This window comes from Agrobacterium sp. NPDC090283 (genome assembly GCF_044769685.1).
GTDB lineage: Bacteria > Pseudomonadota > Alphaproteobacteria > Rhizobiales > Rhizobiaceae > Agrobacterium.
In genome coordinates this window covers 140,435-161,604 of the sequence record NZ_JBIVYG010000001.1, presented here as the reverse complement: position 1 = coordinate 161,604, position 21,170 = coordinate 140,435, and the positions used below count along the sequence as shown (strand labels likewise).

Genomic DNA, 21,170 nt, shown 5'->3' with positions numbered 1-21,170 from the left:
TGCTTTGCCGGTACTGGATATTGGGATTTTTTGCTTCGAGCGGCCCCGTTCCGGAGCCCGCCACCGGTGCGCATGGGGGAAGCGGGAGAACACCACCCGGCCCAAGACTGATTCATCGGACAACGATTCGACGGGCTGAGCATATGCGGTCAAGCTAGCCGGGTTGCCTTCGGCCCGGGCTGCGTGCTCTGACGCGGCGCATCCGCTTGCGTGCGTCGGGCGCGTTCGAGAACTGGCCCGGGCTCCAAAATCATCACGAAGATGGATGCTGACGCACCAAACCATCATCCCGCGGGACACGAACGCCGCCGCCAACGATGAGGTTTGTTTGCCCCCCAGCGCTCGCCGGGGGAGCAGCACTCAAGTGCCGCCCAGGGCCACGTCGAGTGAATACCGATCGATGCGCTCCTGAAGCGCGACCACGACGGCTTGCAGGAATTCCCGACGCCGAGGCGCGGTGGTTTTTGCCAGCGTCATCGTCAGTCGCGCGCCAATCCTGTTCATGAATCCCACATGATCAAAGCTGTCGGCGGATATGTTGACCTCAACCTCGTCCATATAGTGCGACAGGTGCGCACCCAGATCGAGATTCGCGTCCATCTGGTAGTGAGAGGCCATCTGCTCTGCAAGCGTGCCCATCTGCGCGTGCGGGCCATATTCGTCGATCATCAAAACTCCTTTGTCTGCGTCAGAATTTAGATAGGCGCTCTTTTTCAAAGAACGAGATGCGTCCAGGATCATCGGCGCAAAAGACCTGATCGAATTTCTAAAATATGCGTGATCGATCCGCGCGGCCCGCCTGCGCCATTCTTTGGGAATATTGCTGCACGCAATTGCAATATCATCCGCCGGGTTCCGATTCCCGACAGGAGCGGATAGAGCAGCGATGCAAGAGGCGGGACGACGCTGGCTAATAAATGACGGATCCGATTTCGAATGGGCGGACCCTTGCCAGGAATATCAAAGCGGGCTTCGGCTGATACAGTCCGTGCTTGTCGCCAAAGTTCACAGCCATTCGGCCTGCAAGCGGGAATAAAATGCGACAAAAAGCCAGCGGCTCGTTTTGCTTCACAATATTGGATTTTGGCAGAAATTGATGGCGGAGAGGATGGGACACTCTCCCCCGCACCATCTAGCCTGTTGTTCTTATTGACATTCAAACCCTTAGAGGTCATCCGTGGGTCACAAGTCTGGGTCCACACAGGGTTTACCAATGGCGAAACAGTCCGATTACCTACAGTTTCACGGCAACAAGTGGCGTGTCCGGGTTCGCGTACCGAAGAAGCTACAAGACATCATAGGCACCACGGTTCTAATCGAGCCCCTCGGAACCAGCGATAAAAAGACAGCCGATGTCCTGAAACATGGGGCCCTAAGTCGTATTAAAGAGAAGCTCCGTATTGCCGAGAAGATATTGGCGACCGAAGACCCTTTGACAGCAGAAGCATTAAAGCATCGCCTCTTCATTGATGAGGACGCAAAGCTGTACCCAAAGAGGCCTCCCAGCGATCAACATGATGACGCTATGTATGGGATCGTCCTCCGGGCCGAACAGATAGCGAAGACCCAAGGCCTCTCCCGTGCCCAGAGCTTTGCTGCCTTGGCGTCAGGACAATCCACCCCGATAAAGCACCACAAGACCACCTTTGCGGACTTCAAATCCTATCCCATTGATTCTGTCAGTGAACTCGATAGGGCCTTAGGCTGGATAGAGACATGGCTCTTGGCGAATCATTTCCCGCAGAGCGTGGAAGCCGTGGATAGGACCACTGCCGCAAGATTTCTGCGAGAATACCTTGTGATAGGCCGAACGAAGAAAACCGCTTCGAAGTCCCTCAGCTTCATCCGCGAATACTGGAAGTGGATGGGCGAAAGCGGATATGCCTCGGATAACCCTTGGGTTGGTCAAACGCTCCCAAATCCTCCCAGACCCTCCGGCCCCCTTGATGAGGACAATGGGAAGCGACCCTTCACAGACGCCGAGGTAGCTGCACTCATCTATGGACCAGCGAACACCATGCTTGCCGATATTATGCGGATCGCTGCTCTCAGTGGTATGCGCATTGAGGAGATATTTAGGCTCCGGGTAGCGGACTGCAAAGATAGCCTTTTCAGAGTAACGGGCGGCAAGACGGAAAATGCTCGCCGCAAGGTGCCTGTCCACCCGCTCCTCCTTGAGATCGTCAAACGCAGGACCGAAAAGAAGCCCCATACAGCCTTCCTTATAGATGAGTTCCCGGATGAAACGCCAAAGTCACATGACAGCCGCTCTCACGCAGCCGTGAAGCGCTTCGGCAGATACCGAAGGAAGCAAGGCGTGGACGAAAGGCCTAACGGTAAAAGGGTGTCCAACGTGGACTTCCATTCCTTCCGTAGATGGTTCATCCGGTCAGCCCGCACAGCCATGCTTAATAATGGCAACCCCGGCTTTGACGCTTGGACCTTCCCGGCAGTCGTCGGCCATACCGAAGGAGTTGACCGCCCGAAGGCCCTAGACATGAGCCAACAGCACTATGCGGGACAGGACTTAGAGGAAGCCAGAAGGAGGCTAGTTGAGTCCGTAAAGCTCCCTCCCCCGCCGAAGAAAGATTAGCCCGCGAATTAGTAACAATGTGAGATATATCAAATAATTTCATGCGGTTACATGATTCTCATCTGAAGATATCCATGTATCCTGTTGCAACATCACTTAGCGAAAAGGATCAATGGGAATGGTTACATTTACACTCGGCGGCTCGGTTGAATTTCAACGCCTCTACCGGCTTACCTTCTTACGTCTAGGTCGCAGACACTTTCAGATCGAACGCGACGCTGACCTATGGGATTGGCGTTACTGGACGTTGGACCTCAGCAGGGACACAGGCCATGATGCCACCCGCCGTGTATTCATTGGGCCCTTTGAGATTTCGTGGCATCGCGAACCCTGAGCAATCAGTTCTCAGCGTATTGAACGATGTGAGTAGCCGGGGGGATAATCTTCCGGCTACACTTTTTGGAGGCTCCCGGATGTCATCACCACTCGCCACGAAGACCGACCTCAAGTGGCTCCTTGAGCGTGACAGGGCATACTATGAAGAAGCACAGCGTCCGCTCCAAGAGGCCAAAGAGCTTTCAGGGACCCTCAGGGCATCGGGAAGGTGTGGACACATCGACCGTATGAAGCGGAAGCGGGGGCAAGCCCAAGACAACGAGTATCACGTTTGCGACCGCGACGTATTCAGGCAAGGGCTTTGCCGGATGCACTACCATGAGGTCGTCCTCAAGATTAAACCCCATCAGGCAGGCAGGGGAAAAGAATGGCGTCCGTTTGCGGGCTGGCAGCTTCCGGGCAAGATGACGGACAAGGACTATGCCCTGCTTGAAGCCTTGCCCATCAAGACATCGTATGTGGAATGCATCGAGCAATTGAACAAGCGCGGCAGAAAGAAGGACCGCTTTGCTCCACGGTTCATCCTCCCTTCAAAATTGACTAAGCATTTCTGATTATTTTCAAAGGCTTATAAATAGGCCTCACTCTATGATACAGTACGTCCCGAATTTTTGGCGTCTTGACGAACTAAGCATAGCTCGTCTCCAACCATCCAAAACCTATCATTTCAAAGCCATCGACCCGAGAGGAATGCCCTCCGGGACGCTTTGTGTTGCCTTCAAGAGGACCACATGTCGCCATTCGAACCAACCAATCCCCGCTTTCTAGCCGCTGGGAGAGCCATTGAGTATGAAATAGAACTCAACAGGTTATCCCAGGAATTGGCACAACTGCCAGAACTCATGGACCTTTCCCCAGAGGATCAAGCCGAAGCCGAGCGAAAGTACAAACGCTTGGGGGAAGTTGAGAGACTATTGGCCGATGCACACATAGGCATCGCACGAGACCTTGTTGAAACCTTCGAGCGGATAAGGCGGGATGGTCGCGAACAGTTGGCCCTAGAGCGCCGCAGTCAATTCCGCTTAGTGAGCACCCAGAACTAATCCCACCACCATAATCCACGCCGTTTCCTCCCGGATGTACCCACGTTGCGGGCCTTTCGCCATGTCCGGGAGTCGGCTCAAGGAGACACAAAACATATGGCAAGAGAACCAGTGCGGCGCATTCAAGGCGTCAGCCTCATCCAGCCAGCCGCCCAGCCCACAGACACCTATGTTCGCCCCGCCGAGCCCTCACCATCACCACTCCGGGAGGTGGCACAGGGCCTTTCCGAACTGGATAGCGGCATGGGTGCCTTTCTCGCCAAGCGGAAACAGAAGCAAGACGAAGCCGACAAGGTGCAGGGCGAAGCCCTCTTCAATTTAAACAATGCGCTAGGATGGGCAGAGGCCGTAAAGCAGGGCAAGGTCCCGGCCCATGCCTCCCCGGTCTTCATGAAGGCCTACAAGGCGGCTCAGGGCAATCTCGCAGGTATTCAGCTCCGTGAGAAATTCAACGGGGCATACCTGAATTGGGATGGCCGAAACAGCAATGATCCACAGGCCTTCCAAACCTTCATCGGGGATTTCATCAGGTCTAACATTCAGACGGATGACCCTGACATGTTGGCCCCGCTCAATGAGCACGTTCGGCAGCTCTGGGCGGATGGACACCAGATGTTCACCTCCGAGTCTGCCAAGTCTGTCTACAATGGGAATCTCAATACCCGTGCGGCCATCTCCGGGCGGTCCATTGATGCCGCCAATGATGAAGGCTTGGGCAGCGGCAAGGGGACGGACTACGAGCGGCTTTGGGGTGATCTTATCGCCCAGCGTGAGGAGGCCCTCAGTACAGGTACTCGACGGGAGGACTATGACAAGACCCTCGTGAGCACCATCGCCGCCAAGGCTCTGGAACATGGTGATCCCGCCATGCTCGACCTTCTGGACAAGATGCTTCCGGGCGATACGGTCAAGATGTCCGACTACCCGGATTACAGGGATGTCAAACACGACACCATCTCCAAGATCGACACCCTGAACCGCCAACGGATGGTGGATGGGGATGCCCTACGCAAGAAGAAGGACACAGAGCGCGAACGGACCATTGTGGCAACCGTAAGCCGCGTACTGGCCGACGACCCTATGGCCGAAGTACCCGAGGATGTCATGCGGGAGTGGGAACGCCATGACGGTCTAGCCCGCAAGAAGCTCGTGGAAATCCGCAAGACGTTGGCCGACGCGGACAACACCGAAGAAAGGGGCCGTATCAACGACCTCCTCATAGACATCCGAAATGGCCAAGGCTCAGCACGAGTCCTCAAAGCCACCCAAGATGGTGTCATCCGTAACCCAGCAACACTCAAGGACATGTTGGACCGTGCTGACCGATACGAAAAGGCCCGCAGAGAAGGCACAGGCATCCTCACAGGGCAAACCGCGAAGCGATACCTTGGCGTCATTCGGGATAGAACGGCTTCCATGGATGACAGTGCCAACCTTCTCAGTAGTTTACTCAGCGGTGGTACTGGCGGGCTTACTGACGAAGGGCTTGAGGCAACTCAGGACTTTGAAGCCATGCTCATGGAATGGGAGGAGAAGAACCCGGAAGCTTCCATGATGGATCGGGAAAAGGCCGTCAATGAAATTGGTCAGCTAATCATCCAGCGCATAGACCCTGCTATTACGGACGTTAAGAACCCAGACAAATACCGGAGCCGTGCGCAAATAGAGCGTGACGAAGGAACCGCCGTTCTCCATCCCGAAGGTGCCCCTACGCCAGTTCCGTCCAAAGCCCCGCACAGCGGTAATGCGGATCGATGGGAGCAACTTTATAGCGGGGATCAGCCGCCCTTCCTCGAAAGACTTGATGATGCCGAATTGAAGCGCCTCAAGGATAACCTACCAGAAGGCGTCCCTATTGAGCAATTCAATGCCGATATCTGGAACGAACTCCGGCAAATTCGGAAAGAGGAGCGCGGCGACAATTCCCCCGGAGTTGACCCCATGAAGACCGACTCCATCACCTTCGACAACGAGACCGCCAAGCAGACCGCAGACGCCATCGGCCAGATGATCGACAACGTGGTAGCCAACGGTGGATACTCCACGAACCTTTCCGACAGTCCCACCCTCCCGATCCTCAATCTCATCGGTCACACCGAGGGCACTGACGAGCGGCGCGGATACAATGAGACGCTGGGCTACGGAGCCTACACGGGCGGCGACAAGGAACTCACCAAGATGACCTTGGGCGAGATCAAGAAGCTGCAATCCCAGATGTTGGCCCACCCGAACAACAAGTGGAACTCCTCGGCGCTGGGCCGCTATCAGATCGTCGGCAAGACACTTCGTACCCTCCAGCAGCAGATGAAGCTTAGCGACAGCGTACTCTTTGATGAGAAGACACAGGACGCCATGGCTATGCAGCTCCTCAAGGGCCGAGGCTACGATGACTGGATGGCTGGCAAGATCAGCGACGCTACCTTCATGAACAACCTCGCGGAGGAGTGGGCCTCCCTGCCGACGACCGCAGGCAAGGGTTACTATGACGGACAGAAAGCCCGTGTAGGGACGGACTCCGTTCTGACGGCATTTGCCGCCATGAAGACGCCCAAGGAGTCTCCGTTTGATGCAATCCTGACGCCGCAGGCCACGAAGCCGAACCCCGCCGTCTACAAGAAAATCCCTCAGAAGGAAGTCGCGCAGTTCCTTGAATGGAACCCCGATCCCGTGGCGAACCATGAGGCCAACCTGAAGACCCTCAAGCCGAAGCTGGGCGATGTCGTCAAGCGGGCTCAGGAACTCTCTGGGGTCAAGTTTGTGATTGGCGCAGGTGCTCGTACCGAGGAGCTTCAGAAGAAGGCCGTCAAGTGGGGCTGGTCGAAGACGATGGACTCTGACCACATCGACAAGGACGGCTCCGGTTCCCGAGCTGTAGACCTCTGGCCGGTTGATGACGATGGCGCTGTGGACTTTGACGACGCCAAGCAGATGGCGCTTGTTGCCGCTATGAAGCAGGCCGCCAAGGAACTCGGTGTTACCCTCGACATCGGGGCCGAATGGAAGAAGACCAAGGACAAGCCGCACTTCGCCATCAAGGCCTGACCTCCTCCCACCAAATTTAGGAAGACATAATATGGATGACCTTCTTCAAAGGGCCATGGAACGCGTCCGTGCGAAGTACGAACAGCAGTCCTCCCCGGAAGCGGAACCACAAGGCGGAAATCTTATCGACCAAGGCATAGCCAGCCTGAAATCCATGGGACCTGTCGGGGAATTTGTTGGCAATGGGATCAACCAAGCCCGCGCTACCCTAGGCTCTGCGACCACAGGGGCCCTGAAGGCAGGCTTTGAGACAAGCGACTTCTTGCATGAACTGGCGGGCTCTCCCGTCAAGCCGGAAGATCAGACGGATTTCCGTAAGGCTGTGGAAGCTCAAGACAAGTTCTATGGCAAGAGCTACCAGCCCGCCGCTGTGGTGTCTGATGTCTCCCAGTTTGTCACAGGGATGATCGGCGCGGGCAAGTTGATGGCTCCGATCAAGATAGCCCAGAAGGCAGAACAAGCTGGGAAGGTCGCCAAGGTTGGCTACGAGATTGGTCGTGGTGCTCTTGCGGGAGGCATCGTGCTTGATCCCCATGAAGAGCGGCTTTCAAACCTCATCCAGCAATATCCTGCCCTTTCCAATCCCATTAATGAATACCTCTCCGCCGACCCAAGCGATGGGTACATGGAGGGCCGTCTGAAGAATGCTCTTGAGGGCGCGGGCATGGACCTCGTTCTCACAGGTATCTTTGCGGGTGCCCTAAAGGCGTATCGCTACGCCAAGCTTGGAGATCAAGAGGCGGCCCGCGTAGCCCTAGCGGAGGTGGACACCCCCGACTCCTTGGTGGCACTCACCGAGGCTGAAATCCCGAAGCCCCGCGTAAGGGTTAAGGCTGGTAGCGAACGGGTGGATGTGGACGGTAACCCCGTGGCCTCGTCAGCGCCAGAGGCACTCCCGGCACCTGACGGCAAGCCGAGGGTCCGCGTACAGGCCGGTTCCGAGAGGGTTGATCTACCTCCTCAAGCTGCCGACGATATGCCTATCGCTCTGGCCGATGAGTCGGTAACGGTCCCGGTGAAGTCCGAGGCCTCCGACCTTCCCAAGGCCGACGCCGTGAAGCCTATCGAGACTCCCGAAGTTTCCGAGGTGGACATGGCGCAAGTCCTTCGCGGTACGGACTTCGACCTCTCCGCCATCGAGCAAGCGGGATCATACAATGAGGCCCTCCTTCAGGGACATAAGTTCTCTGACGGTGGGAGCATCCCGTGGCAGAAGCTCAGCACCCCGGAAGACGTGAAGGTTCTCATCGACAATGCCGTGACGGTCTTCAAGCCGGAGCTGGATGCGATGAAGGGCGGCGATGTCCTGAAGGATGCCTCCGTGGATCGATCCATCCGGCAGATGGCCCGATACTTTGAGGATGACCCCGCCGCATTGATGGGGGACCTCTCCAAGGCGGGTGATGCTGCCAAGGACATGGTGAAACAGATGGAGGCGGGCTATCTCGTATCGAACAAGATGTTCCTTGATACCTTCGATATCGTGAGGAAGATCAGGGCGGGGAACCTTGTAGACTTCGATGGGGATACAGCCGCCGCGATTGCGGAAGCGAAGCGCCGCCTCTCCTTGGCCGTTCAAGCATACGGAGAATCGCAGAGCATCAGGTCCAACGCGGGCCGAACGCTACGCCGCCTACAGGGAGGCTTCAAGATATCGCCCGAAGACCTCTCCCGAATCAACACCATGGACAACGGCAAGTTTGTTGACCTTCTGTATGGCACCGAGGGAGACCCCAAGAAGCTCCGGGAGTTCGCCAAGCCTAGCTTCTGGAAAGGGGTCATGGATGAGGGCCTATTCCAGATGAGGAATGGGCTCCTGTGGAATTACAAAACCCACGTCATCAACATCACGGGCAACATACTAATGCTGGGTGTCAGACCCCTTGAAAAAGGGATTGGAAGCTATTTCCTCAAAGGAGGCTCCGCCATCCGGCAACAGGTCGCGAAAGAGTACTATTACACGCTGGCTTCCCTGTCGGATGGACTTAAAGCCGCTCTAGATGCCTTCGACCATGGTGACAGTGGCCTAGCCCCTCACGCTACAGAATGGCTTGAGACAGGCACCCAAGCAACTCACCAGCCGCTTAACCTTCGAGATGTCCGATCACCGATGGACCTATTTGAGAATCTCTGGAAGGCTAATCTCTGGCACACAGCAACCGGCCTCCCGACGCGGGCCCTTGGCGCACAGGATGAGTTCTTCAAGACCGTCCGATATCGTGCAGTTGTACAGGCCAAGGCAATGGTGCAGGGCGAAGCTCAGGGGCTGAAAGGGCCGGAACTCCGAGACTACTTGGAGCAGCGCTTGTCATCGGCCTTCGATGCGGACGGCAGGGCAACCGATAAGGCGGCACTTCAGGAGGCCCAGACAACCACGTTCTCACAGGACCTATTGCCGAACACTTACGGCAGCACCTTACAGTCGATCCGCAACAATCATCCCGTCCTAGGTTTTGTCCTGCCATTCGTGAAGACACCTGTAAATGTCTTGAGGATGGCCGTGAAGTACACTCCCGGATTGAACATGGTACAGGCGGAATACAGGATGATGTGGGACGGCAAGCGGGGCGCAGAAGAACAGGCCCGTGCTTATGGACAGATGGCCCTCGGGGGACTCATCCTTGCTAACTCTACTCTGCTGGGGTTGTCTGGCAGGATTACGGGGGCCGGACCAAGTGAGCCGAGAGCGCGGCAGGAGCTTGAAGCTACGGGTTGGCGTCCCTATTCACTGAAGATGGAGAATGAAGACGGCTCAATCACGTACATACCCCTTGGTAGACTGGACCCTACCGGCTTTGTTTTAAGCATAGGGGCAGACCTAGCCGAGATATTTCAGGTCAATCCCAGCGAGGCGGACTTTACGGACGCCGTGACGGCATCGGCCTTAGCCATCTCAAAAAACCTCGGAGAGCGGGCTTTCCTGCAAAACATTCGGCAAGCCATTGAGGCGGCGACGAGTGCCGACAAGAGCCTAGGCCGTTTCGCGGGGAACATCGCCGGTAACCTTGTGCCCGCCTCCTCTGCGATTAATGCCTACGGCAACAATGATCCGTATCTCAGGGAGGCGCGGACCTTCATTGATACCGTCAAGCGCCGCCTTCCCGGTTTCTCTGAGACACTGCCGCCAAAGCGTGATGTCTTTGGGGAACCCGTATGGAAGCAAGTAGGCCTCAACACGGTGTCCTCCCCCGACATCGTACAGGGCGAACATAACCGCATCATCTTGGAGACCGGCAAGGGGCTTAACCTCCCGGACCCCTCCCGAAACGGGGTTGACCTCCGGGATGTCACGTTGAGCAATGGCAGGAATGCTTATGACCTGTTTCAGGAATATTCCGCCATGCCCGCTCCGGGGAAGTCCATGAAGGACGCCATCAAAGCGGTCATGGAGGCCCCAGATTATGCGCTACTCCCCGATGGTGATGCAGGTACACAGGGTACAAAACTTTGGGCCATCTCCGGTGCGGTCAGCAAGTACCGGGAGGCGGCCTACAAGCGGTTACTCCAAGAGTTCCCAGAGCTTCGCAAGCGGGTAATGCAGCGGAAAGTGGAAGCCGCAGGCGCTTATCTAGACAACAAGGCCGAACGGGATGGCTCCGGGATGACTGGCGCGGAACTTCTCAAGCGTATCGGTTTCTAAGGATCAGCAAAGATGGATGATGCAGTCCTAATCTACCTCTTCACAGCAAGGGGCCGGCAGGGAGACGCACGGCAAGGCGTGGGCATTGGTGCTCACGTCATGGACGGCCCCAGTGTGCGACTCTTCAAGGGCCATGGCTACGCCTCAGATGGTGAATTTCCACGAGCCTACGCCACCTACCAGCTACTTGACCTGTTTCCCGGCAGAAACTTGACGCTCTACACCGAGGGCTTCCAGAAACGTCTACAGGATTTTCATCTAGGCGGCGGAAAGACCGCCAAGGGGAAGCCCTATGTGGGCAGCGAGTATCTTGCCGAAATCGGCAAGGCCCGCTCACGGCTCATCATCATGCAGCCCCCCAGCGGATTTTCGCCGGACTACCTCATGGCGAAACATGCGGCACGGGATGCCCTCAAACACCTAGAGGAGCACCCAGAGTCTCGCAACTTCGTGCCCGTGGTGATGAGTAGGAACCATATCGTAGACTTCAAGGAGGTCCGATGAGCATCGAACGCAGAATGCGCCGAAAGCTGGACATCAAGTGCCGCGCCGGGGAAGCTCCAGAGGAACCAAACGGAAAGTGCGTGGCGTGGGGGTGCAAGAGGCCGACCCAGCGGGCCTCCGGCAAGGGCCTCTCCGAGATGTACTGTAAGCGTCACATTGAGTTCAAGCGGCGGCACGGCTCTGCTTGGCGAAAGAGCTTTTCGGCATCCGAATTGAAACCCATCCGGGAGGCCGTCAGACGCTGGATGTCTGCCCACAAAGCTGACAAATGGGTGCTGCGAACCGTTGACCTCCTCGACTATCGGCTTCGATCTGTTGGCCCCTCCAAGGTTACAGCGATGCAATGGGCTGGGGCCGGATTGGACAATCGTGAGCGGGCCTTTGAGGTCTTGGCGCGGGTTTGCGATGCAGGGGTGTCCGGTAGCTATTTGCTAGAAGCCGTCCTCACAGTGAGGGTAGCGGGAGAAGTTCTTAGTGCCCCCCGAGATGCCGATTTCATGAACACCCAGATTGCCAAGCTTATCCACCGCAAAGCCAGCGGGACACACAATGAGTACCGTAGGGCCAACGGCGGAGCATGGAGACGCTCCAAATACCCACGGGCAGAGGGGGGCTTCATGCGGGTGCTTGGTGAAATCGTTGCGGCACGGTGCGTGGACGTGACGGACAGGGAGACAGTGAGGGAAATTGCATCCACCATCTCAGCCGGAAATACCTGAGGGCCTTCCTCCCTTGAGCGGTCAAGTGGGGGATGGCGGTCCTTCGAGTTCGCCGGGGGAGTTATTGAAGCCCCTCCACTACGATCCTTGGCTCATTCCGCTAGGCCCGCTTGAAGCCCTCTCCCAGCAAATCTTTCAGTCCCTTCCCCCGCCCCGGATAACTCCCGGACGCAAGCCTAGAGCGGACGCCGTGGCCCGCCGTGAAGCTGCCCTCAAGTCCATCCTTGCGAACCTTGCGGCCCTTCATCTGTTCCCGGCCCCTCGATCTGGCGTTGCCATGCCGCTCAGGAACTCCAAGAGAACCCGCTATGATCGCTCAGGCTTCACGGCGGATGTCTTGCGCCGCTCTATTGGTGATCTTGAGGGGGCTGGCCTTGTCGATGTCTCCTCCGGGGAGTTCAAGCAGAAGCGTACAACGGTATCACCAAGCATTGCCCTTAGGGGGATGATGGTGGTGGCGGGGATTACCTTGGAGGCAATAGGCCGGGACAAGGGCCAAGAGACCATTGAACTCTGGACGAGACGGCAAGGCAGGTACGGAAAGGAATTAATCGACTACGCCGATACGTCCGAGACGGTATCCATGCGGACTGACCTAGAGACTATCAACACAGTCATCAATGGTTCTCGTATCCGTTATGAGGGTGTCCCGCTCCCGCCAAGCGCCATGGTGCGGAAATTTACGGAGGATCGTAGTGCAAGCACCCCCACGTTCGCTCATCACGGGCGGCTTTATGGGGGCTTATGGCAGTCCGTTCCCAAGGAACTACGGTACAAGCTCAGCCTTGATGGTGAGCCACTTGTGGACCTCGATTACACGGCCATGTTCATCCAACTGGCCTATGCTCATCTTGGGGCTCCAATGCCCAAAGGCGACCCCTACATGATACCGGGACTTGAGGCGTACCGCAGCACGGTCAAGAAGCTGGTCTCGTCATTGTTTTTCCGTGATGGGATGGCATCCAGATTTCCCCGCGATATAGACAAGCTGCCGCCCCCGTGGACCATGCAGAAATTCGTGTCGGCGGTCGCGGTACGGCACAAGGCAATCGCCTCGCTCTTGGGCTCAGATATCGGCTTCCGCTTGATGTACGCCGAGTCTGAGGTGTTGGTGGCCGTGCTCCTGGGATTAGCGTCACAGGGCGTTACGGCCCTTCCTATGCATGATGGCCTCATGGTTGCGCAGACACACCGCTCCGCTGCAATCGCGGTCATGAAGCAAGTCAGCGAGGTTAAGCTAGGGCGGGCGCTGAGTGTGGTCGAAAAGCCGATATTGCGGCCAATCTGAAATAACTCCCCCCTATGACCTCTAGGGGTTCCTCTCTACGGGTTGACTCTTCGAGTTGAGGAGGCCTTATCCCCCTCATCGGCCTCTTCTTTTTGTTTCCTTGTCTTAATGCTCAAAGTGACCATGAAGCCATACCGGAAAGAGTTAGGAGAAGAGGGAGGGATAAAACCCGACCTAATCAGATTACACACAGCCCTTTAAGTCCCCTCCTAAAGCCAATCCCCCGCAAGCTATCCGGGTGTCTCAACCTCGTGGGCAAAGCGGGGAGCGCGGCCATCAATGTTTTTCCATTGAGAGCACTTCAGGACCGCTTTCAGACATTCCAATCCGTGCGGGATCGGCGGCCAATGACGCCATATGAAGAGTCTGCCTGTCGAACACCCATGAAGTAGTCCTGCTGACAGGGCAAACACTTGAAGAAGTCCTGCTGCGAAGACGTTCGTCCTTGAAACTGTAAGATCGACTTTCTGCCAGCCTCAAAGCAGGCCGGGCATAGTCTGTGCGTGGGCTCCCCATGCGCTGCATCTGCCTTGAGCTCATACGCAAACGTGCCCCCGCCGTAATCCTTCAGGGAGTATCTCGAAGCTGCAGACTTCCAGTCATCCACAGCGGACACTTTGCGCTTCAACTCAGCATTCTCTTGCAGGATTTCATAGAGCTGTGTCTGAGCCGCCATCGCTGACGACTGGGCAGTAAGGATGAGGTCCTGCATCTCAATGACCTTACCCTTAACGATTGACATGTCGCTAATCTCTTTTGTGGTCTTTGCGATATCCACGGCGGTCTTCAAGGTACTTGCAATCCCAGACACCAAGGTCAGATCAACCATCACGATTCCTCTCTGTTTGACCATCCCTAGATGACACCGATTCGGGAGCACGTCAAAAACAAAACGGGAACAGATTTGACACACTCTAAATAATCCCGGCAGGGAATTTTAGGGTGTCTCACGCGAGGGGTTGAATACGTAGCGGCGGCGCTGACTTTCCCCCCTGTACCCCACCCCAGATTTTCAAAAAGTCCGACCTTTGCCGGGAACGCTGCAAGCTGGAGGACCGGGAGGGGGCCACCCCCCGAAGCCTCCGACGTTCCTCGCTTTGTCTCACCCGCCCCTGTGTCCGCTAAGGTATACCTCAATGGACGTGAAATTTTCGGACAAAAGTGCGTCCGCTAGGGTTGACCTCCTTCATTCGGACATATATCTATATGGACACAATCCATTCGGACACTTGGAGGCACACCTCATGGCGACATTCCTTTATGCCCGCGTATCGACCAATGAGCAGACCCTAGAGCACCAGCAAGCTCAGGCGGAACGGGCGGGCTATACCTTTGACCACATCATTGCTGATAAGGGTGTCTCAGGCGTGAGCGTCCCCATGAGGAACCGGCCTGAAGGCAAACGCCTCTTTGACATGCTTCGGGCCGGGGACACTCTGGTAGTCCGCTGGGTTGATCGTCTAGGCCGCAACTACGATGACGTGACGGAGACCATCAAGGCGTTCCTTGCCAAGGGCGTCATTGTCCGCACAGTCATCAATGGCATGGTCTTTGACGGGAGCACCAAGGACCCCATGCAGATGGCCGTAAGGGATGCCCTTATTGCCTTCATGGCGGCAACCGCACAGGCTCAGGCAGAGGCCACCAAAGAGGCACAGCGTGCGGGCATCGCCCATGCCAAGGCCAAAGAGGATGCTTACAGGGGCCGCAAGCCCAGCTTCACGCGGCAGCAGGTTGAGACCGTGCGGGACTTGCTCTCAAAGGAGACCCAGATTGCAGAGGTGGCGCGGGTTACCGGCCTCTCCCGGCAGACGGTCTACCGCATCAAGCATGATCCTGAGGGAACCGAAAAGGCGTTGGCTCTTTGGGGATAGGCCACAAAGGTCCTGAGTCCCTGAGCCCGCCCATTGCGGGAATTTACAATGAGAAGGAACGGGCGGTAGCACTGGCCCCATGCTCCCTCCCATATACCACAAGGCAGGCCATGAGTGCGATTCGATTCTTGGGAACCTAGGGACGGCAGCCGTTTGGGGAACAGTGATGCACTGTGCCAGTCCATCTATCCAGCATGAGATACGTAACACCATTGGCGGTCTCAATGTCATATCGCATGAGCCAAGCCCAGCCGAGCATAGTGAATATCAATGCTACTGCCGTAAGCAAAAGCCATCTCCCATGCTCAGCGGCCAGAAGCCTCCGCCCCTGATCCTCCATAATATCCTCTCCCTCCCGGATTGCGTCTTGAAGGGCTCGAATGTCCTCTGCACGGTTGTTCAAATGCTTTCCTCAGTGAAACCAGATGCCCGACATATTGATGCATAGGGAGAACAAGAAGATGAGCAGTGCCAGCCGGAGCGTCTGCCGCGTGAATGCTGGGGAAAGAAACATCACGCCAGTCAAGCGGCTCTCCATGCGTGTCACGCTGGCTTCGGCCCTAGTGAGCGCTTCGCTCAGCTTAAGCAGAGAATCATTCATATGCTTGGTCTTCCCGGAGCGTTGCTGCCTAAAGATGATAGCCGGAAGCAAAGGCAGACGCATCCCCAATCTTGGGACACACCCCTACCCTTCGCCTTCGCCCACCTTGCTCCCAGACTCCACGATACATAGCTTGTCCCCGATGTCACAACTCAGGGAGAACCTTCATGCGTCCCAATGGTGAGCGCTTCCTAGAAGCGTACATAGAGGCTAACAAGTTGATCCAGACCGGCAGGCCTGAAATGCCGCTTACGATAGCAAATACGTTCTTGGCCGTTGTCTTGTGGGGAGACGGCGACGACAAAGACCCGCCTTGCCTCCTCAAACTCTCACAGCAACTCGGCATGGCACCTCAGAGCATGAGCAGACACGTCCGCTATCTGAGTGAGTGGGAGCGCCGAAATGTTCCGGGATGTGGGTGGATTAGCATTGAACCGCACCCTCAGGACGCCAGACAGCGAGTCGCACGGCTTACACGTCGAGGCCACCTCATTGCGGATCGAATCAGAAAAGTGCTTGCCGACGCACGTTGAGTGCTTCCCCTAGAGAAATCTTGGGTCACAAGCCTGGGACACAATAAAAAATAGAGTGCCTGTAAGCGATTGATTCTATGGGGATAATGAGGGCGTAAATTTGATGGCGGAGAGGATGGGATTCGAACCCACGATACGCTTTTGACGTATACTCCCTTAGCAGGGGAGCGCCTTCGACCACTCGGCCACCTCTCCGGTGCGGCCTGATTATTGCGTAAAAAAAATGATTGCAAGGCTTTTTCGCCAAGAAGCACAAAAACCTGTTGGCTGAACATCGCGCGGCGAAACTTTGCGGGCCTTTCGGGAACTTCTTGCAGGCCGGCACGTTCTGCCTTCGGTAACAAAAGAGGTGTTCTAATGGCTCAGACCAAACTGAATGTTGTCGAAGACACGATCGAAAACCAGATTGCGGAGTTGCGCTCGCAAATCGCATCCCTCTCCAAATCCGTCTCCGCCCGCGCGGAAGGCGTGAGCGAGGATGCCTCCGAATTTCTGGATGAGGCGCGCGGCCGGGTTCGCAAGGCTGCGCATAATGTCCGCGCCCAGGGCCAGAATGTCGTGGAAGCGGTCAAGGAAAATCCCGGCACGGCAACCTCCCTGCTGACGATCGTTGGCGCACTCGGTTTTGCCATCGGTTATGCGGTCGGCACAAGCACGCAGCAGAACTCGTCGAACAGCAGCCTTTATCGCTGGCGCTGATCGCCGCATGGACTTAAAATTCGGGCAAGGCGGGTCAATCCTGCCTTGCCTTTCCGTATTGGTTTGAAATGGGATGAATGGGGGCGGATATGCGGTTCAGCGACGATCTTGAAGCGGCCTTGTCGGATTTTGCGAGGGATCACGGTATCGACAGGGATGAGGCTATCCAGCGCATCATTCGCGCCGCCCTTATCAATACCGGTTATCTCGCCTCCGGCGAAGAAGGCATTCCGCCGGAAAAGCTGAACGCCAGCAACGACGACTGAATCAATAGCCAGACCGGGATGGCGCAGGCGCTGCCCCGCCCTTGTAACGGGCCGAGAGCGCACGCAGCGTGCTGGCAAATTCCGTGACATCCGCCCCGACGGCGACGAAGGATGCGCCGAGTTCGAGATAACGGCGATTATAGGTTTCATTGAAGGTGAGAATGCCGGCGGCCTTGCCCGCCTTGACGATCTTGACGATGGCCGCCTCGATCACCGCCTGCACGTCCGGCTCGTCTATCCTGCCGAGATACCCCATATCGGCGGCCAGATCCGCCGGGCCGATGAAGACGCCGTCGACGCCCTCCACCGCGAGAATATTGTCGAGATCGTCGATCGCCGCCCGCGTTTCGGCCTGCACCAGCAGGCAGACGCCATCGGAAGCGCTGTCGGCGTAATCGGTGATCGTATTAAAAGCCGACGCACGGGCCACGGCAGCCCCCATGCCGCGAATGCCGCGCGGCGGGTAATGCATGGCACTGACCAGATTTTCCGCCTGATCGGCCGAATCGACCATCGGCACGAGAAGCGTGCGCGCACCCGCATCCAGCAGCTGCTTGATCATCCAGCTTTCGCCGACGGGCACACGCACCACCGGCTCGGCAGGCGATGTGGCGAGCGCCCGCAGCTGGTCGATGATGCTGCGCAGATCGTTCGGCCCGTGCTCACCATCGATCACCAGCCAGTCGAACCCCGCCGTACCGGCGATTTCCGCCGTGATGGCCTCGCCCATATCGAGCCACAGGCCGATCTGCGGCTTGCCCGCGTGGATGGCGGTTTTGAAACGGTTTTCGGGAGCTGGCATGATGTCCTCAGGAAAGCAGTAATTTCAGATCGGCGGAGGGGTCCGCCAGGATGGCGCGATCGGGCTCGGCACCGGTATCGAGCAATTTTTTGCCCGCGACATAGGCCTTGGCGTCATTGACGGCATCCACCGCAACGAATCGTCCCTCGCGGAAATACCAGACGGACCAGCTGCCCTCGCGCGCACCGGGCCGGAGCAACGTCTCGTCGTAACCCAGATTGAAGCCGGCGATCTGCAGCTTGGCGTCATATTGATCCGACCAGAACCATGGCTTCGGATCATAGGGAGCTTCAGTCCCGGTGAGCACGGCAGCAGCCGCCTCTGCCTGATCGACCGCATTCTGTACCGATTCGAGACGTACATGCTGGCCGCGCCAGGGCAGCAGCGCACAATCGCCCACCGCATGAATGGCGCCGTCGGATGTGCGGGTATGGTCGTCCACCACGATGCCATTGCCGACATCGAGGCCCGATTCGCGGGCAAGGCGGTCATTCGGCGTCACGCCGATGCCGACGATGACAAAATCGACGTCCAGCGTCGAGCCGTCGGAGAGTTCGGCGGCGGCCACCCGGCCGTCCATGCCGACAAGGCGCACGAGACCGGTCTTTTCGCGGATGGAAACGCCGTGGGCCTGGTGGATGCCGCGCATGATATCGGCGGTTTCCTTTGCCGCCACACGCTGGAGAATGCGGTCGGCCATTTCGATCAGCGTCACCTCAAGGCCGAGCTTGCGGGCGACAGCGGCCGCCTCGAGGCCGATATAACCGCCACCGATCACCAGCAGCCTGCGGCCCGGCTTCATTTCCTCCATCAGCCGGTCGGCATCGCGCTTGTCGCGAACGGTCAGGACCCCTTCCAGATCGCCGCCGATGCTGGCGGGCAGAAGACGGGGCGCCGCCCCGGTCGCCAGCACCAGCCGGCCATAGACAAGCGTGCTGCCGTCCTGCATGCGCACGGTTCTGGCTGCGCGGTCTATCTCTTCCACCCAGGTGGAAAGCCGGATATCGACATTGTTTTCGGCGTACCATTCCTCCGGCCGGAACATCAGCCGGTCGAAGCTCATCTCGCCGAGAAGGTATTTTTTGGAGAGCGGCGGCCGCTGGTATGGATAGACATCCTCGGAGCCGATGATGGTGATGGGGCGCTCGTCCTTCAGCGCCCGAAGCTTCGACGCCAGCGCGAAAGCGGCCTGCCCCGCCCCGACGATTACCAGCCTTCCCGTCACAGTCCACTCCCAGAAGAATCACGAAGCGCCGATCCTGCCGACCGTCGCGAAGCCATATTGCCGGATCAGGCGTAACGCCAAGTACGGTTCCAGTCAACCGCCCGGCAGCGCCAGCCCGGTGCAAGCGTGACAGATTATCAGCACAGGCTGCGGCACGGCTGCAACCTGATGGGAGCCAGCGCATTTCCATAGCGGAAACATCGGCTTCCGGAAGGAAGGCTGGTCGAGATCGGGACAGAGAAGAGACAATTGCGCATATTTCCTTCATGCCCTGGCAAGGAAGCGGCGTTAAAATCGGCACCAGAAGAGGCAATCCGGGAGGTTGTCATGGCTCTACATATGGATATCAGTCAGAACGTCCCCCAGGACGAGATGTACGAGAAATTTCAGATCGACCGGCCCGGCAAGATCACCTTTATCGGGCATCATCTCAGCGCCAAAGACACCATGCGCTGCCTGGTGCGCACCATATCGCTTTACGGCGCGGAACTGGATGTGAGCCCCGAGCTGGAAATGCCGGCCAATTTCTATCTGGAGATTCTCGGCATTCGCGATGAGATCGGCTGCACGCTGATCCGCCGGGAGGAAGAAAAGGTCACGATCGGCTTCAACATGCTGATCGATGCGGAGTTCCTGCACCATGTGCGGCGGCTGAGTTTCGAGACCAGCGCCTGATCTGTCACGATCGGCCGATGGTTTTTCCATCCCCACGCCTGGGACGTAAAATTCTGTTCCAAAACAGTCATGCCGTAACCGGCCGCGCCTTGCGTCCGGTTTTTTTGTACCTATTGTGAGCCGGGTTTTCACACACAGGTACCGGAACTTTCAGCCAATGTCCGCTTTTTCACGCCTCACGCCGCTCGCCGTCTCGCTTCCTTCAACCGTTCCTTTCGTTGGCCCGGAAGCCATCGAGCGGAACCGCGGCCTGAAGGTGGAGGCGCGAATCGGCGCCAACGAAAGCGGCTTCGGCCCCGCCCCATCCGTGCTTCTGGCCATGCGGGATGCGGCGGCGGAGACCTGGATGTACAGCGACCCGGAAAATTTCGAACTGAAGGAAGCGCTTGCCATCCACCACGGCGTTGCCCGCGGCAACATTGCCATCGGCGGCGGGGTTGATGGCTTGCTGGGTGAGATCGCCAGGCTGATCGTCGAGCCAGGCACACCCGTGGTCACTTCTTTTGGCGGCTACCCCACCTTCAATTACCATGTGAACGGTTTCGGCGGCAAACTCGTCACTACGCCCTATGTCGACGATCACGAAGACCTCGACGGCCTTCTCGATCTCGTTCACAGGGAAAATGCGCCGCTCGTCTATTTCGCCAATCCCGATAATCCTATGGGAAGCTGGTGGGAGGCGAGCGAAGTCGTCGCCTTTGCCCGCGCATTGCCGGAAACCTGCCTGCTCATTCTGGACGAGGCCTATTGCGAAACCGCGCCCGCCAGCGCCGTGCCGGCCATCAATGCGCTGATCGGCCAGCCGAATATCCTGCGCATGCGCACCTTCTCGAAAGCCTATGGGCTGGCCGGCGCGCGTGTGGGTTATGCCATCGGCACGCTCGGCAATGTCGAAGCCTTCGACAAGATCCGCAATCATTTCGGCATGGCGCGCATTTCGGTCGCCGGCGCTCTGGCAGCGCTGAAGGATCAGGCCTATCTGCATGAGGTCGTTGGCAGGATTTCCGATGCCCGCGAGCGCATCTCCGCTATCGCCCGCAATAACGGCCTTTCGCCCCTGCCGTCGGCCACCAATTTCGTCACCATCGATTGCCACCGCGACGGCGCTTATGCCCGGGCCATCGTTGACGGGCTGATGGACCATGGCGTCTTCATCCGCATGCCGGGCGTCGCCCCGCTCAACCGCTGCATTCGTGTGAGCGCCGGCACCGCCGACAAGCTCGATCTTTTCGAGCAGGCGTTGCCGAAGGTTCTCAAGGCGATCGGGTAAATTCCTACCTCTCCTCATTCCTGTGCCTGTCACAGGAATCCAACCGATGCGGCTCTCACG

General features: G+C 57.5%; 18 protein-coding genes and 1 tRNA gene. 13 read left to right on the top strand and 6 right to left on the bottom strand.

All coding sequences use genetic code 11. The features are described 5' to 3' along the window. Nucleotides 1-360: 360 nt before the first annotated feature. Nucleotides 361-669 carry a hypothetical protein gene (locus tag ACIQUH_RS00840; RefSeq protein ID WP_400811856.1) on the bottom strand — a complete coding sequence of 103 codons (309 nt, stop codon included), beginning with the start codon at nucleotides 667-669 and terminating at the stop codon, nucleotides 361-363. Nucleotides 670-1,213: 544 nt separating this feature from the next. Between ACIQUH_RS00840 and ACIQUH_RS00835 the strand changes: the two genes are divergently transcribed. From ACIQUH_RS00835 to ACIQUH_RS00800, 8 genes are all read left to right on the top strand, one after another. Further along, entirely contained in the window at nucleotides 1,214-2,593 is a 1,380-nt protein-coding gene (locus tag ACIQUH_RS00835; RefSeq protein WP_400811855.1) for a tyrosine-type recombinase/integrase, read from the top strand. 413 nt (nucleotides 2,594-3,006) lie between these two features. Next, nucleotides 3,007-3,483, top strand: coding sequence for a hypothetical protein (locus tag ACIQUH_RS00830; protein WP_400811853.1), 477 nt, complete (start codon nucleotides 3,007-3,009; stop codon nucleotides 3,481-3,483). A gap of 177 nt (nucleotides 3,484-3,660) precedes the next feature. After that, the gene (locus tag ACIQUH_RS00825; RefSeq protein ID WP_400811851.1) at nucleotides 3,661-3,972 is read left to right on the top strand and encodes a hypothetical protein; all 312 of its coding nucleotides are present in this window, start codon (nucleotides 3,661-3,663) and stop codon (nucleotides 3,970-3,972) included. 96 nt (nucleotides 3,973-4,068) lie between these two features. After that, nucleotides 4,069-7,014 (top strand): hypothetical protein, encoded by a 2,946-nt coding sequence (locus ACIQUH_RS00820; protein WP_400811850.1) that lies wholly within the window; start codon nucleotides 4,069-4,071, stop codon nucleotides 7,012-7,014. A gap of 31 nt (nucleotides 7,015-7,045) precedes the next feature. Then, entirely contained in the window at nucleotides 7,046-10,654 is a 3,609-nt protein-coding gene (locus ACIQUH_RS00815) for a hypothetical protein (protein WP_400811848.1), read from the top strand. A 12-nt stretch (nucleotides 10,655-10,666) separates the two neighbouring features. Then, complete coding sequence (locus tag ACIQUH_RS00810) at nucleotides 10,667-11,158, top strand: hypothetical protein (RefSeq protein ID WP_400811846.1); 492 nt, start codon at nucleotides 10,667-10,669, stop codon at nucleotides 11,156-11,158. Further along, complete coding sequence (locus tag ACIQUH_RS00805; protein ID WP_400811845.1) at nucleotides 11,155-11,877, top strand: hypothetical protein; 723 nt, start codon at nucleotides 11,155-11,157, stop codon at nucleotides 11,875-11,877. The genes ACIQUH_RS00810 and ACIQUH_RS00805 overlap by 4 nt, the downstream gene beginning before the upstream one ends. Nucleotides 11,878-11,941: 64 nt before the next feature. After that, on the top strand, nucleotides 11,942-13,165 hold the full coding sequence (locus ACIQUH_RS00800; RefSeq protein ID WP_400811843.1) for a hypothetical protein: 1,224 nt from the start codon (nucleotides 11,942-11,944) through the stop codon (nucleotides 13,163-13,165). 313 nt (nucleotides 13,166-13,478) lie between these two features. Here ACIQUH_RS00800 and ACIQUH_RS00795 read toward each other — a convergent pair whose 3' ends face one another. Beyond that, nucleotides 13,479-13,994: a hypothetical protein gene (locus tag ACIQUH_RS00795; protein WP_400811842.1), complete on the bottom strand. Its 516-nt coding sequence runs from the start codon at nucleotides 13,992-13,994 to the stop codon at nucleotides 13,479-13,481. 415 nt (nucleotides 13,995-14,409) lie between these two features. Between ACIQUH_RS00795 and ACIQUH_RS00790 the strand changes: the two genes are divergently transcribed. Further along, nucleotides 14,410-15,039: a recombinase family protein gene (locus ACIQUH_RS00790; protein WP_400811840.1), complete on the top strand. Its 630-nt coding sequence runs from the start codon at nucleotides 14,410-14,412 to the stop codon at nucleotides 15,037-15,039. Nucleotides 15,040-15,451: 412 nt separating this feature from the next. On the opposite strand, the gene ACIQUH_RS00785 is transcribed toward ACIQUH_RS00790, so the two are convergent. Both ACIQUH_RS00785 and ACIQUH_RS00780 read right to left on the bottom strand, forming a co-directional pair. Next, nucleotides 15,452-15,640 carry a hypothetical protein gene (locus tag ACIQUH_RS00785; protein WP_400811839.1) on the bottom strand — a complete coding sequence of 63 codons (189 nt, stop codon included), beginning with the start codon at nucleotides 15,638-15,640 and terminating at the stop codon, nucleotides 15,452-15,454. A gap of 637 nt (nucleotides 15,641-16,277) precedes the next feature. Then, nucleotides 16,278-16,368, bottom strand: a tRNA-Ser gene (locus ACIQUH_RS00780). Between the two features lie 162 nt (nucleotides 16,369-16,530). On the opposite strand from ACIQUH_RS00780, the gene ACIQUH_RS00775 reads away from it, so the two are divergent. Beyond that, the gene (locus ACIQUH_RS00775) at nucleotides 16,531-16,872 is read left to right on the top strand and encodes a hypothetical protein (RefSeq protein ID WP_003509967.1); all 342 of its coding nucleotides are present in this window, start codon (nucleotides 16,531-16,533) and stop codon (nucleotides 16,870-16,872) included. Between the two features lie 89 nt (nucleotides 16,873-16,961). Beyond that, a complete protein-coding gene (locus ACIQUH_RS00770; protein ID WP_170985745.1) occupies nucleotides 16,962-17,138 on the top strand; it encodes a hypothetical protein in 177 nt (58 codons plus the stop codon). A gap of 1 nt (nucleotide 17,139) precedes the next feature. Here ACIQUH_RS00770 and ACIQUH_RS00765 read toward each other — a convergent pair whose 3' ends face one another. Together ACIQUH_RS00765 and ACIQUH_RS00760 are read right to left on the bottom strand one after the other, a co-directional pair. After that, complete coding sequence (locus ACIQUH_RS00765; protein ID WP_400811838.1) at nucleotides 17,140-17,940, bottom strand: aldolase/citrate lyase family protein; 801 nt, start codon at nucleotides 17,938-17,940, stop codon at nucleotides 17,140-17,142. A 7-nt stretch (nucleotides 17,941-17,947) separates the two neighbouring features. Continuing rightward, nucleotides 17,948-19,165 carry an NAD(P)/FAD-dependent oxidoreductase gene (locus tag ACIQUH_RS00760; RefSeq protein ID WP_400811837.1) on the bottom strand — a complete coding sequence of 406 codons (1,218 nt, stop codon included), beginning with the start codon at nucleotides 19,163-19,165 and terminating at the stop codon, nucleotides 17,948-17,950. A gap of 327 nt (nucleotides 19,166-19,492) precedes the next feature. Between ACIQUH_RS00760 and ACIQUH_RS00755 the strand changes: the two genes are divergently transcribed. Together ACIQUH_RS00755 and ACIQUH_RS00750 are read left to right on the top strand one after the other, a co-directional pair. Further along, the gene (locus ACIQUH_RS00755; protein WP_400811836.1) at nucleotides 19,493-19,840 is read left to right on the top strand and encodes a hypothetical protein; all 348 of its coding nucleotides are present in this window, start codon (nucleotides 19,493-19,495) and stop codon (nucleotides 19,838-19,840) included. Nucleotides 19,841-19,997: 157 nt separating this feature from the next. After that, complete coding sequence (locus ACIQUH_RS00750; RefSeq protein ID WP_400811834.1) at nucleotides 19,998-21,110, top strand: pyridoxal phosphate-dependent aminotransferase; 1,113 nt, start codon at nucleotides 19,998-20,000, stop codon at nucleotides 21,108-21,110. Nucleotides 21,111-21,170 lie beyond the last annotated feature (60 nt).

Bases quoted from the DNA above. Each gene is read 5' to 3' on its own strand.
- ACIQUH_RS00840 (WP_400811856.1), bottom strand. From the start codon at position 669: ATGATCGACGAATATGGCCCGCACGCGCAGATGGGCACGCTTGCAGAG.
- ACIQUH_RS00835 (WP_400811855.1), top strand. From the start codon at position 1,214: ATGGCGAAACAGTCCGATTACCTACAGTTTCACGGCAACAAGTGGCGT.
- ACIQUH_RS00830 (WP_400811853.1), top strand. From the start codon at position 3,007: ATGTCATCACCACTCGCCACGAAGACCGACCTCAAGTGGCTCCTTGAG.
- ACIQUH_RS00825 (WP_400811851.1), top strand. From the start codon at position 3,661: ATGTCGCCATTCGAACCAACCAATCCCCGCTTTCTAGCCGCTGGGAGA.
- ACIQUH_RS00820 (WP_400811850.1), top strand. From the start codon at position 4,069: ATGGCAAGAGAACCAGTGCGGCGCATTCAAGGCGTCAGCCTCATCCAG.
- ACIQUH_RS00815 (WP_400811848.1), top strand. From the start codon at position 7,046: ATGGATGACCTTCTTCAAAGGGCCATGGAACGCGTCCGTGCGAAGTAC.
- ACIQUH_RS00810 (WP_400811846.1), top strand. From the start codon at position 10,667: ATGGATGATGCAGTCCTAATCTACCTCTTCACAGCAAGGGGCCGGCAG.
- ACIQUH_RS00805 (WP_400811845.1), top strand. From the start codon at position 11,155: ATGAGCATCGAACGCAGAATGCGCCGAAAGCTGGACATCAAGTGCCGC.
- ACIQUH_RS00795 (WP_400811842.1), bottom strand. From the start codon at position 13,994: ATGGTTGATCTGACCTTGGTGTCTGGGATTGCAAGTACCTTGAAGACC.
- ACIQUH_RS00790 (WP_400811840.1), top strand. From the start codon at position 14,410: ATGGCGACATTCCTTTATGCCCGCGTATCGACCAATGAGCAGACCCTA.
- ACIQUH_RS00785 (WP_400811839.1), bottom strand. From the start codon at position 15,640: ATGAATGATTCTCTGCTTAAGCTGAGCGAAGCGCTCACTAGGGCCGAA.
- ACIQUH_RS00775 (WP_003509967.1), top strand. From the start codon at position 16,531: ATGGCTCAGACCAAACTGAATGTTGTCGAAGACACGATCGAAAACCAG.
- ACIQUH_RS00770 (WP_170985745.1), top strand. From the start codon at position 16,962: ATGCGGTTCAGCGACGATCTTGAAGCGGCCTTGTCGGATTTTGCGAGG.
- ACIQUH_RS00765 (WP_400811838.1), bottom strand. From the start codon at position 17,940: ATGCCAGCTCCCGAAAACCGTTTCAAAACCGCCATCCACGCGGGCAAG.
- ACIQUH_RS00755 (WP_400811836.1), top strand. From the start codon at position 19,493: ATGGCTCTACATATGGATATCAGTCAGAACGTCCCCCAGGACGAGATG.
- ACIQUH_RS00750 (WP_400811834.1), top strand. From the start codon at position 19,998: ATGTCCGCTTTTTCACGCCTCACGCCGCTCGCCGTCTCGCTTCCTTCA.